This is a genomic window from Streptomyces sp. VTCC 41912, from assembly GCF_045799175.1.
Classification (GTDB): Bacteria; Actinomycetota; Actinomycetes; order Streptomycetales; family Streptomycetaceae; genus Streptomyces; species Streptomyces albulus_C.
Map to the genome: position 1 here is coordinate 37,944 of NZ_JBJMAB010000037.1, position 15,700 is coordinate 53,643.

Below are 15,700 nucleotides of genomic sequence, written 5' to 3' on the forward strand. Positions count from 1 at the left end.
TGACCAGAGGCGTCGTCATACTGGCTAGCCGGTACCTGCCCTTGCCCGGGCAGTACCCCGTCACCACGTGTAGCGGTCCGGGTGCGGGTGGTCGTAAACCCCGTGTGCAGATGGGGCTATTCTGGCCGGAAACAGCAGCGAAAGAGGGTTGAGGTGCCTGTGCCTGACGTCTCAGTAGTCGTCATTGTCTACAACGACGCCGACCGGTTGCCGACCGCGGTCCAGTCCGTGCTGGACCAGACGCTCCGGGACGTCGAGGTGGTGATCGTCGACGATTGCAGCACCGACCGTTCTTTCGAGGTCGCGCAAGCGCTCGCCGCCACCCACCCCGAGCGGGTCAGAGCCTTCCAGCTGCCGGAGAACAGCGGTGCCGGCGGAGAGCCGCGGAACCACGGCATCCAGCACACCCGGGGACAGTACGTCATGTTCCTGGACAGCGATGACGTCCTGGAGCACAACGCCTGCCGCAATTTGCTGGAGGCCGCGGAGGAAACCGGCTCGGACATCGTCTCCGGCCTCTGCGTCCGCGTCCACAAGGACACCCGGAACCAGAAGCGCGACGAGTGGTACTCCTGGCTCTATTCCACGACGCGCACCCTTGAGTCCGTTACGGAATTGCCGGACCTTTTCGTCTGGGACACCCTCTCCACCAACAAGTGCTACCGGCGCGAGTTCCTCATCGAGAATGACCTCCGGTTCCCCAAGGGGATGTTCTACGAAGACCTGATGTTTATCGCCGACGCCTATCTCGCGGCGAAGCGCATCACCCTGATTCCCAATCAGGTCTACTTCTGGAACGTCTTCGAGAAGGCCGCCGTGAAGTCGGTGACGAACCGGCGCCACGAGATGACCAATTACATCCACCGGCTGGAGGTCCACCGGCGGATCGACGCCGCACTGGTGGAGCGCGGGCTCACCGAGATGAAGCTCGCCAAGGACGTCAAATTCCTCAAGCACGACCTGGTGCTGCACCTGCGGGACCTGCCCTTCCGGGACGAGGCGTACCGCCAGGAGTTCGCCGCGCTCTCCAAGGAGTACCTCGCCAACCTCGCGCCCGAGGCGTACGAGCGGGTCCTGCCGATACAGGCCATCTGCGCCTACCTGCTCCAACAGGGGGACTGGGACAACCTCATCCCGGCGGTCGACACCCTCATCAACCGCGACAAGCTCTCCTCGCCGCTGGCCCAGCACGACGGCCGGATCTACTGGTGCGACGGGCACTTCGACGACGCGTTCGGCCGCCAGGTGCTGGACGTGACCGACATCGGCTACCACGAGAAGCCGGTCAACCAGCTGTTCCTGCGCAACCAGCTCACCCGGTTCGCCGAGGAGGGCAACACCGTCTCGCTGGCCGGGCGGATCACCAATCCGCTCGGCGTGGTCCCCGAGGGCGCCAAGCTCGCCGGCGCGCTGGAGTTCAGCGCCCGCCGTCGCAGCCTGCAGTCCTTCTCCTTCCCGGTGCAGACGGTGCGCCACGACGGTGACGCCGTGGTGTGGGAGACCGCAGCGGACCTCACCGCCCAGCTGCGCCCGCTGGGCATCGTCGACACCATCTGGGACGTCCGGCTGCGGCTGACCGTCGACGGAAAGCCCACCACCTCCCGGCTGACGGTGGCCGACACCGAGCTGGCCGGTGGGCCGCTGCCGATCCGGCCGCGGCTGAGCCGGATGGTCGCCGACCACATCGAGCCGCACATCTCCTCCAAGGGCCACCTGGCGTTCCGCCTGATCAGCGAGGGCCAGAAGGCCGAGCGCGTGCAGGAGCTCATCGCCAAGGGCGTCCGCGGCAAGCCGGGGACCCTGGCGAAGAGCGGCTTCCGCAAGGCCAAGGCGCTGCGCAAGACGCTGACCTCCGGGGACACCAAGCTGCGTGCGTACCACGAGGTGTTCAGCCGACTGCCGATCAAGAAGCGCACGGTGGTCTTCGAGAGCCACCTGGGCAAGCAGTACAGCGACAGCCCGCGCGCCATCTACGAGGAGATGCGCCGGCAGGGCCTGAAGTTCGAGGCGATCTGGGCGTACGCCGGGTCCCCGAAGGACTTCCCCAAGGACGCCACGCTGGTCAAGCGCTGGTCGCTGCCGTACCTCAAGGCGCTCGCGCAGGCCGAGTTCTGGGTGGACAACCAGAGCTACCCGCTGAAGCTGACCAAGCGCCCCGAGACCACCTACATCCAGACCTGGCACGGGTCGGCGCTGAAGAACATGGGCTTCGACCAGCCCTCGCTCAAGGCGCAGACCCGCCAGCAGCAGGCCGAGCAGCAGCAGTCACTGGACCGCTTCGACCGGTTCCTGTGCCGCACCGAGCACGACGCGCGGACGCTGGCCAAGGCGTTCCGCCTGAAGGAGAAGACCCTGCTGCGGGTGGGCTACCCGCGCAACGACGCGCTGGTCAAGGCACGGCTGCGGGAGACCGAGCTGGGCCACCGGGAGCGCGGTCCGCTCGCCGCGGAGCTGGGCATCCCCGCGGACAAGAAGGTGCTGCTGTACGCGCCGACGTTCCGCAAGGCGGGCGGCCGGCACGGCCGGTTCGCGCTCCCCTTCGACGTGGAGCGCTTCGCCGACGAGTTCGGCGACCGCTACGTCCTGCTGGTCCGCTCGCACTACCTCAACCACGTGGTGCTGCCGCCGACCGTGCAGGGCCGGGTCATCGACGTCTCCGCACGGCACGACATCACGCCGATCCTGGAGCTGGCCGACGGCCTGGTCACGGACTATTCGTCGGTGATGTTCGACTACTCGCTGCTCGACCGGCCGCTGATCTTCTTCACCTACGACTACGACGAATACGTGCACGAGGGCCGCGGAACGTACTTCGATCTGCTGGAGCACGCCCCCGGCCCGGTGGTGCGCACCGAGGACGATTTCTTCGAGGCCATGGCTTCTTTCGAGTCCCAGCAGCTGGAATACGCCAAGGACCGCAAGGAATTCGTCGCCAAGTTCGGGGAATACGACCAGGGCGACGCCGCACAGAGCATCGTCGACCAGTTCTTTGCGCAGTGGAGCCGTTGATGACCAAGTCGAACGCAGCCGGGCCGCGGGACATCTTCCTCGTCTCCAACAGCGTCAACGAGCTGGGCGGCATCACCAGTTGGTCGCACCAGATGGCGCGCCTGTTCGCCGAGCATGGCCACCGGGTGCACGTCATCGGAATCGTGCCGCCGCCCGAGGGCCGGGTCCACGAGCTCGGCCCCGACCTGCCCTACGAGACCACCACGCTCTACGACGTGCACCCGCCGAGCGTCCGCCCCGTGCGGGGCCTGAAGGACAAGCTGAACGTCGTCGAGCAGCGCCGCCGGGCCGCCCGCGAGGCCGGCATGCACGAGCAGGCCGCCAAGATGAGCGCGCTGTTCCGGGCCGCGCGGCCGCACGGCGTGGTGATCGTCACGCAGGTGTGGGCGATGGAGTGGGTGGCGCTGGCCGACACCGCCGGGCTGGCGGTCATCGGTATGAGCCACGAGTCGTTCGAGACCTGCCGCAAGTCGTCCCGGTTCGCCCGCGTCAAGCGGTTTTACCAGGACGTCGACCGGATGCTGCCGCTCACCCGGGAGGACGCGGACAAGTGGATCCGGCAGCGGATGGACAACGTCGGCTACATGCCGAACCCGCTGCCGTTCTTCCCCGAGGTGCCCTCGGAGCGATCCCAGAAGGTCGTCGCGAGCATCGGCCGGCTGCACGAGGAGAAGGGCGTCGACCTGCTCCTGGAGGCGTGGGCGAAGGTCGCGCCGCAGCACCCGGACTGGACGCTGCGGCTCTACGGCTCCGGCGAGGAGGCCGAGGCGCTGCGCAAGCAGGCGGCCGAGCTGGGGGTGACCGATTCGATCGAGTGGATGGGGCGCACCAGCGACGTCGCCGGCGCGCTGCGCGAGAGCGCGGTCTTCGCGCTGAGCTCGCGCGGTGAGGGCTTCCCGCTCGCGCCCATGGAGGCGATGGCCACCGCGGTGCCGTGTGTGGCGTTCGACGTGGCGCCCGGCGTCCGCGAGATCATCACCGACGGCGTCGACGGCTTCCTGGCCCCGCCGGGCAACATCACCGAATTCGCTCGGCACCTCGACGCCCTGATGTCGGACGAGGAGCTGCGGGACCGGATGGGCGAGCTGGCCCGGGAGAACATCCAGCGGTTCTCGACCGACGAGATCGTCGCCCGCTGGGAGGCGCTGTTCGCGCTCGTGGAGCGCTGAGCGGGGCCCGAAAAATACCGAGGAGGGGCCGCCGGGTAATCCCGGCGGCCCCTCTCCGCAAGTAAGTTGAATATTCAGGTATTTACGGGTCTTTGTCCCGCTGCCCGCGGAAGTGCCCGGAGCCGGACTTGAACCGGCACGGCCCGAAGGCCAGCGAGGTTTAAGCTCGCCGTGTCTGCATTCCACCATCCGGGCTTGGGGTCCCCCATGCCACCCTCCAAGAAGGCAGCACGAGCGTAGCCCGCAGCGCACCAAGCAGATCGGCCGCTCTTCCCGAGGTTGTCTTATTTTATTGGCAACTGAGGGTGCATCAGTGACCGCCAGGGCCCCCGGCACATGCCTGATGCCCATGTTCGCCGGTGCCCGCGAGGGCGAAATTCGACCCTGAATTGACGAAAATTCGACGCCCGTGCGCGACCCGGTGAACACCCTTCCCGGGCCCTTCCCCAGGCCACCTGTCGCCGCCCGCTCGGCGGCCCGAAGGCGCCGCCCGCCTCAGGGGCCGCGTCATACCCAGGGATGACGGGGCGCGGGGGAGCTAATCCCTTGGGGTGGGCCAAGGACGGTCACACGGGTTGACGTCCGGAGCAGCGGGCTGCCGCACGATGGAAACCGATGTTCCACCGCCCGCCCGCCGCGGCCACCGTGCCGGCGCGGGAGCGGCCCGTTCCCCGTTCCGACAGGAGTCCCTTCCCGTGACCACCACCCACTCCGGCGTCCCCCTCGCCGGCCGCAGCACCGCGGTGGCCGCCCGCGCCACGGATCTCACCAAGGTCTACGGACACGGCGAGACCCAGGTGGTCGCCCTGGACGCGGTCTCCGTCGACTTCCGGCAGGCCCAGTTCACCGCGATCATGGGCCCCTCCGGGTCCGGCAAGTCCACGCTGATGCACTGCATGGCCGGCCTGGACGCGATCTCCGGCGGGTCCGCGAGGATCGGCGACGTCGAGCTGACCGGGCTGAAGGACAAGAAGCTCACCCAGCTCCGGCGCGACAAGATCGGCTTCATCTTCCAGGCGTTCAACCTCCTCCCGACGCTCACCGCGCTGGAGAACATCACCCTCCCCATGGACATCGCCGGCCGGAAGCCGGACCGCGCCTGGCTGGACCGGGTCGTGGAGACCGTCGGCCTCTCCGACCGGCTCAAGCACCGCCCCAGCCAGCTCTCCGGCGGCCAGCAGCAGCGTGTGGCGGTGGCCCGCGCCCTGGCCTCCCGGCCCGAGATCATCTTCGCCGACGAGCCCACCGGCAACCTCGACTCCCGCTCCGGCGCCGAGGTCCTCGGCTTCCTGCGCAACTCCGTGCGCGAGCTGGGCCAGACGGTGGTGATGGTGACCCACGACCCGGTCGCGGCGTCGTACGCGGACCGCGTCATATTCCTCGCCGACGGCCGGATCGTCGACGACATGCCCAACCCCAGCGCCGACATGGTGCTGGAGCGGATGAAGGGCTTCGACGCCAAGGGCCGCATCAGCTGATCACCGGCAGCCACCTCCCCCACCCCGGACACCCCGGACCACTCCTTCAGGACTGACCCACCCATGTTCCGTACCGCCTTGCGCAATGTGCTCGCGCACAAGGCCCGGCTGCTGATGACCGTGCTCGCCGTGATGCTCGGCGTGGCCTTCGTCTCCGGCACCCTGGTCTTCACCTCGACCCTCTCCGACGCCCTCCAGGCCAGCTCCCGCAAGGGCTTCGACAACGTCGACGTGGCCATCCAGCGCGGTGGCGACCGCGCCGACGCCGCCCCCGGCACGCGCTCCGCGCTCGACGCGAAGCTGCTGGACCGGGCCGCGCACCTGCCCGGCGCCGCCTCGGCGACCGGCACCGTCTCCGGCTTCACCGCCATCGCCGACAAGAGCGGCGCGATGATCGGGAACGGCTTTTCGACCAGCGGCAGCAACTACTTCCCCGGCCACGACGGCACCGACGCGCGCTACCCGATGCGCAGCGGCACGGCCCCCAAGGGCCCGCACGAGTTCGCACTGGACGCCCGCACCGCCGACCGCGGCGGCTACAAAGTCGGCGACACCGTGCGGATATCCGTCGACGGCCCGGTCCGGGAGCAGAAGCTGACCGGCGTCTTCACCACCGACGACGGGGCGGTCGGCGCCGGCGGCAGCCTCGCGCTGTTCGACACCGCCACCGCACAGCAGCTGTTCGCGGCCCCCGGCCAGTTCGACGAGATCGACATCAAGGCCGCCCCGGGCACCTCCCAGACGGCGCTGAAGGACGCGGTGGAGAAGGTGCTGCCGCACGGCGCCGAGGCCACCACCGGCCGCGCACTCGCCGACGAGCAGGCGAAGATGATCGCCCAGAGCATGGACGGGATGAAGACCGGACTGCTGGCCTTCGCCGCCATCTCCCTCTTCGTCGGGGTGTTCATCATCGCCAACACCTTCACCATGCTGGTCGCCCAGCGCACCAAGGAACTGGCGCTGATGCGCGCGGTCGGCGCCAGCCGCCGCCAGGTCACCCGCTCGGTGCTGACCGAGGCGTTCGTGGTCGGTGCGGTGGCCGCGGTGGTCGGCCTGGCGGCCGGCGTCGGCATCGGCGCCGGACTGCGCGCGCTGGTGAACGCCACCGGCGCCACGGTGCCCGACGGCCCGCTGGTGGTCTCGCCCAGCACGATCGTGATCGCGCTCGTGGTCGGCATCGTCGTCACGGTCCTGGCCGCCTGGCTGCCCGGCCGCCGGGCCGCGAAGATCCCGCCGGTCGCCGCGATGAACAGCGTGCACGCCACCGCCACCACCAAGTCGCTGGTGGTCCGCAACACCATCGGTGCGCTCTTCGCGGGCGCCGGCACCGCCGCGGTGCTGGTCGCCACCGGCATGTCCGACGGCAAGACCACCATGGGCGCCGGCGCGGCGCTGCTGCTGATCGGCGTGTTCGTGCTGACGCCGCTGCTGTCCCGTCCGCTGATCGCGCTGGCCTCGCCGGTGCTGCGGCTCTTCGGGATCTCCGGCGTCCTCGCCCGGCAGAACGCGGTCCGCAACCCGCGCCGGACGGCCGCCACCGCCTCCGCGCTGATGATCGGGCTGACCCTGATCACCGGCCTGACGGTGATCGCCGGCAGCGTGCAGCAGGGCATCGACAAGATGGCCACCTCCGCGCTGAAGGCCGACTACGTGGTCTCCATGGCGAGCCGGTCGCCGCTCTCCCCGGACGTCGCGAAGAAGCTCGCGACCGCGGACGGGGTCACCGCGTCCAGCCCGCTGCGCAACTCCCCGTCCCGGATCGGCGGCGACGTCGAGTACCTGACGGGGGTCAACGGCAAGGACTTCGGCAAGCTCACCCAGCTCGACTTCACCGCCGGCTCCCTCGGCACGCTGCACGGGGACCGGGCCGTGGTGGACGACCACCTGGCCAAGGAGAAGGGCTGGCACCCCGGCTCCCGCGTCCCGGTGACCTTCGAGGACGGCAAGCAGGGCACGCTGACCATCGGCGGCGTCTACCAGGGCAACCAGGTGATCCGCGGCCTCCTTCTGGACAACGGCACGCTCGCCCCGCACCAGAAGCACGCCACCGACATGCAGGTCATGGTCAAGACGGCGCACGGGGCCACCCCGGAGGCCAAGGACTCCCTGGTCAAGGCCCTCGGCAAGAACCCCGCGATCACCATCGCGGACAAGAAGGACGTCTCCAACGCCATCGCCCAGACCTTCACCCTGCTGCTGAACATGGTCTACGGCCTGCTGGCCATGGCGGTGATCGTGGCGGTGCTCGGCGTCATCAACACCCTGGCGATGTCGGTCTTCGAGCGCTCCCAGGAGATCGGCATGCTGCGCGCCATCGGCCTGGACCGCCGCGGCATCAAGCGGATGGTGCGCCTGGAGTCACTGGTGATCTCGCTCTTCGGCGGGGTGCTGGGCATCGGCCTGGGCGCGTTCTTCGGTTGGGCGGCCGGTGAGCTGATCGGCGGCTCGCTGCCGACCTACGAGCTGGTGATGCCCTGGGGCCGGATGGCCGTCTTCCTCGCGGTGGCCGCGCTGGTGGGCGTGCTGGCCGCGCTGTGGCCGGCCCGCCGGGCGGCGAAGCTCAACATGCTCCAGGCCATCAAGGCGGAGTAGCCGGCCCGCCGCCGCCCGGCGGCCCCGGACGGCCCGAGGGCCCCGGTCCCCCGCCCTGTCGGGTGGGACCGGGGCCCTCGGCCGTGGGTGCCCCGCCGGACCGGACGGCCACGGGGCACCCGGCGGGTCAGTCCCGCCAGTCGCGGGCCCGCAGCGGCATCCCGGCAGCTCCGGAGTCCGGGGTGCGGACGGCGAGGACCTGGTTGACCCCTATGCGGTTGCGCTCGAACGACAGCGCCGAGGCGGCCATGTACAGCCGCCAGACGCGGGCCCGGCCGGGGGACGTGAGCCGCACCGCCTCGGTCCAGTGGGCCTCCAGGTTGGCCACCCACTGGCGCAACGTCAGCGCGTAGTGCTCCCGGATCGCCTCGACGTCCCGGACCTCGAAGCCGGCCTCCTCCAGCTGGCCGGCCGTCCGCCCCACCGGCGCCAGCTCGCCGTCGGGGAAGACGTAGCGGTCGATGAACTCGTCGACCCGGTACGTCTCCTCGTCCGCCAGCGGCCGCCGCGCGATCTGGTGGTTGAGCAGCCGTCCGCCGGGCTTCAGCAGGGCGTGCAGCAGACCGGCGTACTCCGCGTACTGTGCCCGGCCGACGTGCTCGGCCATCCCGATCGAGGAGATCGCGTCGAACGGCCCGTCGGCGATCTCGCGGTAGTCCTGGACCCGGATCTCGACCCGGTCGGCGAGCCCGGCGTCGGCGATCCGCTTGCGGGCGAAGGTGGCCTGCTCCTCGGAGAGCGTGATGCCGACCGCCCGGACGCCGTACTCGCGGGCCGCGTGCAGCACCATCGAGCCCCAGCCGCAGCCCACGTCCAGCAGCCGCTGGCCCTCCGTCAGGCCGAGCTTGCGGCAGATCAGGTCGAGTTTGGCGCGCTGGGCGTCCTCCAGGGTGCCGTCCGGGGACTCCCAGTACGCGCAGGAGTAGACCATGGACGGGCCGAGCACCAGCGCGTAGAAGTCGTTGCCGACGTCGTAGTGGTGGCTGATGGCCTGGCGGTCGCGGCGCAGGGAGTGCAGTGGCCCGCGGCGCGGCCGGGCCTCTTCGGCGGGCGGCGCGGGCGGGACGGGCAGACCGGCCAGGGAGAGCAGTTCCTTGCCGGCGGCACGGACCTCGGGGCGGGCCAGGGCCCGCAGCACGGCGGCGCGGGCGGGCTTCGGGGCGGTGCTGCCGCGCTCCCAGATCAGCCCGGCGAGCAGGTCGAGCGCTTCGTAGAGGTCCCCGTCGACGTCGACGTCACCGGCCACCCAGGCCCGGGCCAGGCCCAACTCGCCCGGCTTGAACAGCAGTCGTCGCAGGGCCCGACGATTGCGGAAGACCAGCGTGGGGGCTCCCGGGGGGCCGGCTTCGCTGCGGTCCCAGGCGCGGATCCGCACCGGGAGCGGGGTCCCCAGCACCTCCTCGGCGAGCTTGGTGAGCCGTCCAGCGGCACCGGCCATGTCGCAACACCTCCGTCATGACGAGTCGGGCAAAGAAGTTTCACCCACCACGTAAACGCCAAGTGGGCCCTCAGATAGTCCCGTTCGCCTGCTAGAGAACAACACGGCGTGCCGTTTCAGCCACACCCGAGCATGCCGAAGGGCGCCCGCCCCACGGATGGCGGACGCCCTTCGGGCTGGTCGGAGTACCCGACCGATGGTTCAGGAAGCCTTGGCCTTCGGCTTGTCCCCGTCGGCCGCGGCGGCCGGGGCGGGGGCCGGCTTGGCGGCCTCGTAGAACTCCTCGCGGGGGTTCTCCATGGCGCCGAGCGAGACGACCTCGCGCTTGAGGAAGACGGCCAGCGTCCAGTCGGCGAAGACCCGGATCTTGCGGTTGAACGTCGGCATCGCCATGCCGTGGTACGCGCGGTGCATGTACCAGGCGAGACGGCCCTTGAGCTTGATCTTCATCTTGCCCATGACGATCATCGCGACGCCCTTGTGGAGGCCGAGGCCCGCCACCGCGCCCTTGTTGGCGTGGCTGTACTCCTTCTGCGGGAAGCCCCGCATGCCGGAGACCACGTTGTCGCCGAGGACCTTGGCCTGCCGCAGCGCGTGCTGCGCGTTCGGCGGGCACCAGGCGTTCTCGTTGCCGTTCTTGCGGCCGACCAGGTCGGGGACCTGGGCGTTGTCGCCGGCCGTCCAGATGTAGTCGGTGCCCTTGACCTGGAGGGTGGGCTCGGCGTCGATGTGACCGCGCGGGCCCAGCGGCAGGCCGAAGCGGGAGAGCGCCGGGTTCGGCTTGACGCCGGCGGTCCACACGATGGTGTTGGACAGCACCTCAAGGCCGTTGTCCAGGATGACGTGGCCGTCGACGCAGGACTTCATGCCGGTCTTGAGGTAGACCTCGACGCCCCGGGACTCCAGGTGCTCCTTGCCGTAGGCGCCGAGCTTGGGACCGACCTCGGGGAGGATCTTGTCCGCGACGTCGACCAGCAGGAAGCGCATGTCCTCGCGCTTGACGTTCTTGTAGTACTTCGCGGCGTCGCGGGCCATGTCCTCGACCTCGCCGACGGTCTCCGCACCGGCGAAGCCACCACCGATGAAGACGAAGGTCAGCGCCTTGCGGCGGACCTCCTCGTCGGTCGTGGAGTCAGCCTTGTCCAGCTGCTCCAGGACGTGGTTGCGCAGGCCGATGGCCTCCTCGATGCCCTTCATGCCGATGCCGTTCTCGGCCAGGCCGGGGATCGGGAAGGTGCGGGAGACCGCGCCCATCGCGACGACCAGGTAGTCGAAGGGCAGCTCGTACGCATCGCCCACGAGCGGGGCGATGGTGGCGACCTTGCGGTCCTGATCGATGGTGGTCACCCGGCCGGTGAGGACCTCCGCCTTGGGCAGCACGCGCCGCAGCGGGACCACAACATGACGGGGGGAGATGCTGCCGGCCGCAGCTTCAGGGAGGAAGGGCTGGTACGTCATGTACGAGCGCGGGTCGACGACCGTGACGGTCGCCTCGCCGTACCGCATCTTCTTCAGGATGCGGCGTGCCGCGTACAGGCCTACGTACCCACCGCCTACAACGAGGATCCTGGGACGCTCCGTGGTGCTCATGCAATCGAGTATCCACCCCCACTTGGGGGGTCGCTCGTGAGCCCCTTCACAAGAATGACGGAGGCATCTGCTACACTCCGCCGTCCCCGTGACCGACGCCATAGCGCGTTCGGGGAACCACGGTATAACGCGACACGTTGGATACCCCTGTTGATCAGGGGTTGTCCCCTCGCGAAGGGCCGTACCAAGGCCCTGGAGGGCACTCGCGTAACACGGTGGAGACCCACCGTAGACCCCGCATTCTTCGGGCAGATGAGTCCTAGGACCTTCGAATGAGGGTCGAATGGCCCTCCAGTTCGCCCGGGAGGCGGGTTTTTCATGTGAAGGATTTCACGAACTTTCTTCCCGGACGGCCTTCCGGGCCCCCTCCAGGGGCCCCGAAACCCGCTCGGACGGCGCCGCGCCCGCTCAAAAGCCGCGGTACGGACGGCGGTTGCGGCACCGCCTGCGGGGCCTGGCCGACCCGCCGGTCAGGCGAGGCTCCAGGCGATTCCGTCCAGAATGTCGTGCTCGCTGACGACGACCTCGTCGGCGCCCACCCGATCCATGATCGAGAGCAGGACGAGGGCGCCGGCGGCGATGACGTCGACCCGCCCCGGGTGCATGACGGGGATCGCCGCGCGCTCGGCGTGGGTGGAGGTCAGCAGCCGCTCGGTGATCTCGGCGACCGTGGCCCGGGACATCCGGGAGTGGTGGATGGCCGCCGACTCGTACTGGTCCAGGCCGAGTGCGACCGCGGCGACGGTGGTCACCGAACCGGCCAGGCCGACCAGCGTGGCGGCCTCGGTCAGCGGGACGGTCTCCTCGGCGCGGTCCAGGGCCGCGGCGATGTCGGCCTTGATCGCGGCGATCCGCTCCGGCGCGGGCGGGTCGGAGACCACGCCGTCGTGGACCAGGTGGCGCTCGGTCATCCGGACGCAGCCGACGTCGACCGAGCGCGCCGCCCGGACCGCACGGTCGCCGAGGACGAACTCCGTCGAGCCGCCGCCGATGTCCACCACGAGGTAGGGGAGTTCGATGTGCGGGTGGCCGGTCAGCTCCTTGGTGGCGCCGACGAAGGAGAACTCCGCCTCCTGGTCCCCGCTGATCACCTCGGGCTCGACGCCGAGGATGTCCATCACCCCGCGGACGAACTCGTCGCGGTTCTCCGCGTCCCGGGACGCGGAGGTCGCCACGAACCGCAGCCGCTCCGCGCCCAGGTCCTTGATCACCGCGGCGTACTTCCGGCAGGCCGCGAAGGTGCGCTCCAGTGCCTCGGGCGCCAGCCGCCCCGTCCGGTCCACGCCCTGGCCCAGCCGGACGATCTCCATCCGGCGGTCCAGGTCCTTCAGCTCACCGGTCTCCGGGTCGAGGTCGGCGACCAGCAGGCGGATGGAGTTGGTACCGCAGTCGATGGCGGCGACCCGCTTCACTTGGCGTCTCCTTCGGGGCGGCGGCCGCCGTCGGCGGCGTCCGGCCGGGTTTCGGAGGTGTGCGCGGGGCCCGGGGCGGGCTCCGCGCAGGGCGTCACGCAGGGGCCCTTGCGCCACCACTCGGGGAGCATCGCCAGGGCCTCGTCACCGAGCGGGTTGACGCCCGGCCCGGCGGCCAGCGAGTGGCCGACGAGCACGTGCAGGCACTTGACCCGGTCGGGCATCCCGCCCGCGCTCGGGAAGCCCTGGAGCACCTCGATGGCGTCCCGCCGGCGGATGTAGTCCTCGTGGGCCGCGCGGTAGGCGGCGGCCAACTCGGGGTCGTTCGCCAGTCGCTCGGTCATCTCCTTCATCACGCCGTTGGCCTCCAGCGTGCCGATCGCGGACGCGGCCCGCGGGCAGGTGAGGTAGTAGAGCGTGGGGAAGGGGGTGCCGTCCTCCAGGCGCGGTGCGGTCTCCACGACGTCCGGCTGCCCGCACGGGCAGCGGTGCGCGATGGTGCGCAGGCCGCGCGGCGGGCGGCCGAGCTGGTCCTTGAAGGCGGCGATGTCCGCGGCGGTGGGCTCGGTGGGCTCGGTCTGGGGCGGGGGGGTGTCCATGTGCGCTTTCGGTCAGGGCCGGAGGTGGGTGGCGGCGGGGCCGGGCGGCGGCGGGAGACCGGTGGCGTCCCGCGCGACCGCGTGCGGGCCCGCGCGTACAGTCTCGCCGGTCGTGGCCGTCGGGGGCTACCGCCCGATCGTGGCGGCGGCGGGTCCCGCGGCGTCAGCGGTGTCGGCGGCGTCGACATCGCTCCAGAGCTTGTCGTACCAGGGGCGCTGGGCCGCCTTGGCCTCCTTGGGGGCGGCGCGGACGCCGGATCCGTCCTGGACGACGTATCCGGTCTCGTCCGGCATGACGTAGTGGAGGTGGCGGCGGGCCTGCTGCCGGACGTACGCCGGGTCCTGCCAGCGGGCCTTCTCGTCGCGCAGCCGGTCGAGCGCGGCGGCGGCGTCCTGGGCCTTGCGGCGCTGGTCGGCGATGTCCGAGCGCTGGGAGATGTACTGCCGCATGGGGTAGGCGAGGGCGACCACCAGCGAGCACATCACCAGCGCCAACAGGGCGGCGCGGCCGGTGAGGCGGTTGCGGCGGGGTCGCCGCTTGGCGCGGTGGACGCGGGCGGCGGCCTGTTCGCCGAGCGCCTTGAGCCGGGTCGCGGTGGAGAACCGGTCCGCGGGCACGTCGCCTCGCCTCCCCTTCAGCTTCCGTCCGTCCCGACGTCGTCACGGCGGGCGTCATGACGTACGTCCCCGGCAACGGTACGGGACCGGTGCCGGGGACGGTGTGCTTCGCCCCGGCCGTGCCCTCGTCGGGTCCTGGTGCGGACCCGCGGGGGCGCGGCCGGACGGTGCGGTGCTGCTTGCCGTGCGGGCGCGGGGCGCCGACGGCGTCAGGGCGTGGTCAGCCCTTGAAGCGCGGGAAGGCGGAACGGCCCGCGTACACCGCGGCGTCGTCGAGGATCTCCTCGATGCGCAGCAGCTGGTTGTACTTGGCGACGCGCTCGGAGCGGGCCGGGGCGCCGGTCTTGATCTGGCCGCAGTTGGTGGCGACGGCGAGGTCGGCGATGGTGACGTCCTCGGTCTCGCCGGAGCGGTGCGACATCATGCACTTGAGGCCGTTGCGCTGGGCCAGCTCGACGGCGTCCAGGGCCTCGGTCAGCGAACCGATCTGGTTGACCTTGACCAGGAGGGCGTTGGCGGAGCCCTCCTCGATGCCGCGGGCCAGGCGCTCGGGGTTGGTGACGAAGAGGTCGTCGCCGACGAGCTGCACCTTGGAGCCGAGCTTGTCGTTGATGACCTTCCAGCCGGCCCAGTCGTCCTCGAAGAGCGGGTCCTCGATGGAGACCAGCGGGTAGGCCGCCACCAGCTCCTCGTAGTACTCGGTCATCTCGGCGGCCGAGCGCTCCTTGCCCTCGAACTGGTACTTGCCGTCCTTGTAGAACTCGGAGGCGGCGGCGTCCATCGCGAGCGCGATGTCCTGGCCGGGGGCGTAGCCGGCTTCCTTGATGGCTTCGAGGATCAGGTCGAGGGCCTCGCGGTTGGAGCCGAGGTTGGGGGCGAAGCCGCCCTCGTCGCCGAGGCCGGTGGCCAGGCCCTTGGCCTTCAGCACCTTCTTGAGGGTGTGGTAGACCTCGGCGCCCCAGCGCAGCGCCTCGGAGAAGGACTCCGCGCCGATCGGCGCGATCATGAACTCCTGGATGTCCACGTTGGAGTCGGCGTGCGAGCCGCCGTTCAGGATGTTCATCATCGGGACGGGCAGCACGTGCGCGTTCGGGCCACCGAGGTAGCGGAACAGCGGCAGGTCGCTGGCCTCGGAGGCGGCGTGCGCGACGGCGAGGGAGACGCCGAGGATGGCGTTGGCGCCCAGCGAGCCCTTGTTGTCGGTGGCGTCCAGGTCGAGCATCGCCTGGTCGATCAGCCGCTGCTCGGTCGCGTCGTAGCCGACGAGCTCCGGGCCGATCTGCTCGATGACGGCGAGGACCGCCTTCTCCACGCCCTTGCCGAGGTAGCGGTTGGGGTCGCCGTCCCGGAGCTCGACGGCCTCGAAGGCACCGGTGGAGGCGCCGGACGGCACAGCGGCACGGCCGGTGCTGCCGTCGTCGAGGCCGACCTCGACCTCGACCGTGGGATTACCTCGCGAGTCGAGAATTTCGCGGGCTACGACGACGTCGATGGACGGCACGTTGTCTCCTTCGTGGGTGTCTGGAGTTCTCGGCATGAGCCTAACGGCCCCGGACGGATCCGCTCGCCTGTGGCCCGCTCCGTGGGACGAAAAACCCCAACAAGCAGGCTAAAAGCCCAGTTCACCGGAGGTTTGCGGGCAATGTTCGCTGAGCGGGGAACGTCGCGCCGGGCCGTCGGCGAGGCCCGGGGATCGGTGCACGTCAGGACGGGCGCCGGGGTCGGTCCGGGTGGGGCGGCCGGACCGCGGTGGGTTTCCTGGGCCCGGGAACGGAGAAGCCCCGCCGTGGCGCGC

The 15,700-nt window shown here is 70.4% G+C and carries 10 protein-coding genes and 1 tRNA gene; 4 read left to right on the top strand and 7 right to left on the bottom strand.

What is annotated here, in order from left to right; translation table 11 throughout:
- Positions 1-159 precede the first annotated feature (159 nt).
- Together ACJ6WD_RS33565 and ACJ6WD_RS33570 are read left to right on the top strand one after the other, a co-directional pair.
- Positions 160-3,009: a CDP-glycerol glycerophosphotransferase family protein gene (locus tag ACJ6WD_RS33565; RefSeq protein ID WP_233658128.1), complete on the top strand. Its 2,850-nt coding sequence runs from the start codon at positions 160-162 to the stop codon at positions 3,007-3,009.
- Positions 3,009-4,178 (top strand): glycosyltransferase family 4 protein, encoded by a 1,170-nt coding sequence (locus ACJ6WD_RS33570; RefSeq protein ID WP_407617135.1) that lies wholly within the window; start codon positions 3,009-3,011, stop codon positions 4,176-4,178. Before ACJ6WD_RS33565 ends, ACJ6WD_RS33570 begins: the two co-directional genes overlap by 1 nt.
- Positions 4,179-4,291: 113 nt before the next feature.
- Here ACJ6WD_RS33570 and ACJ6WD_RS33575 read toward each other — a convergent pair.
- Positions 4,292-4,373: transfer RNA gene (locus ACJ6WD_RS33575), tRNA-Leu, on the bottom strand.
- A gap of 500 nt (positions 4,374-4,873) precedes the next feature.
- Here ACJ6WD_RS33575 and ACJ6WD_RS33580 point away from each other — a divergent pair.
- Positions 4,874-5,656, top strand: a complete 783-nt coding sequence (locus tag ACJ6WD_RS33580; RefSeq protein ID WP_233658099.1) for an ABC transporter ATP-binding protein — start codon at positions 4,874-4,876, stop codon at positions 5,654-5,656.
- A gap of 63 nt (positions 5,657-5,719) precedes the next feature.
- Positions 5,720-8,248, top strand: a complete 2,529-nt coding sequence (locus tag ACJ6WD_RS33585) for an ABC transporter permease (RefSeq protein WP_233658098.1) — start codon at positions 5,720-5,722, stop codon at positions 8,246-8,248.
- A 127-nt stretch (positions 8,249-8,375) separates the two neighbouring features.
- Here the strand turns inward: ACJ6WD_RS33585 and ACJ6WD_RS33590 are convergent, their stop codons facing one another.
- From ACJ6WD_RS33590 to eno, 6 genes are all read right to left on the bottom strand, one after another.
- Positions 8,376-9,686 carry a cyclopropane-fatty-acyl-phospholipid synthase family protein gene (locus ACJ6WD_RS33590; RefSeq protein ID WP_331248021.1) on the bottom strand — a complete coding sequence of 437 codons (1,311 nt, stop codon included), beginning with the start codon at positions 9,684-9,686 and terminating at the stop codon, positions 8,376-8,378.
- A gap of 201 nt (positions 9,687-9,887) precedes the next feature.
- Positions 9,888-11,276, bottom strand: coding sequence for an NAD(P)/FAD-dependent oxidoreductase (locus ACJ6WD_RS33595; RefSeq protein WP_044376135.1), 1,389 nt, complete (start codon positions 11,274-11,276; stop codon positions 9,888-9,890).
- 470 nt (positions 11,277-11,746) lie between these two features.
- Complete coding sequence (locus tag ACJ6WD_RS33600) at positions 11,747-12,688, bottom strand: Ppx/GppA phosphatase family protein (RefSeq protein ID WP_331248020.1); 942 nt, start codon at positions 12,686-12,688, stop codon at positions 11,747-11,749.
- The gene (locus ACJ6WD_RS33605) at positions 12,685-13,287 is read right to left on the bottom strand and encodes a DUF501 domain-containing protein (RefSeq protein WP_020930486.1); all 603 of its coding nucleotides are present in this window, start codon (positions 13,285-13,287) and stop codon (positions 12,685-12,687) included. The genes ACJ6WD_RS33600 and ACJ6WD_RS33605 overlap by 4 nt, the downstream gene beginning before the upstream one ends.
- 126 nt (positions 13,288-13,413) lie before the next feature.
- Positions 13,414-13,905 carry a septum formation initiator family protein gene (locus ACJ6WD_RS33610; protein ID WP_020930487.1) on the bottom strand — a complete coding sequence of 164 codons (492 nt, stop codon included), beginning with the start codon at positions 13,903-13,905 and terminating at the stop codon, positions 13,414-13,416.
- Between the two features lie 220 nt (positions 13,906-14,125).
- Positions 14,126-15,442, bottom strand: coding sequence for a phosphopyruvate hydratase (gene eno / locus ACJ6WD_RS33615; RefSeq protein ID WP_044376130.1), 1,317 nt, complete (start codon positions 15,440-15,442; stop codon positions 14,126-14,128).
- Between the last annotated feature and the right edge of the window lie 258 nt (positions 15,443-15,700).

Excerpts from the sequence above, each read along its gene's own strand:
- ACJ6WD_RS33570 (WP_407617135.1), top strand. The coding sequence starts at position 3,009 with ATGACCAAGTCGAACGCAGCCGGGCCGCGGGACATCTTCCTCGTCTCC.
- ACJ6WD_RS33585 (WP_233658098.1), top strand. The coding sequence starts at position 5,720 with ATGTTCCGTACCGCCTTGCGCAATGTGCTCGCGCACAAGGCCCGGCTG.
- ACJ6WD_RS33590 (WP_331248021.1), bottom strand. The coding sequence starts at position 9,686 with ATGGCCGGTGCCGCTGGACGGCTCACCAAGCTCGCCGAGGAGGTGCTG.
- ACJ6WD_RS33595 (WP_044376135.1), bottom strand. The coding sequence starts at position 11,276 with ATGAGCACCACGGAGCGTCCCAGGATCCTCGTTGTAGGCGGTGGGTAC.
- ACJ6WD_RS33605 (WP_020930486.1), bottom strand. The coding sequence starts at position 13,287 with ATGGACACCCCCCCGCCCCAGACCGAGCCCACCGAGCCCACCGCCGCG.
- eno (WP_044376130.1), bottom strand. The coding sequence starts at position 15,442 with ATGCCGAGAACTCCAGACACCCACGAAGGAGACAACGTGCCGTCCATC.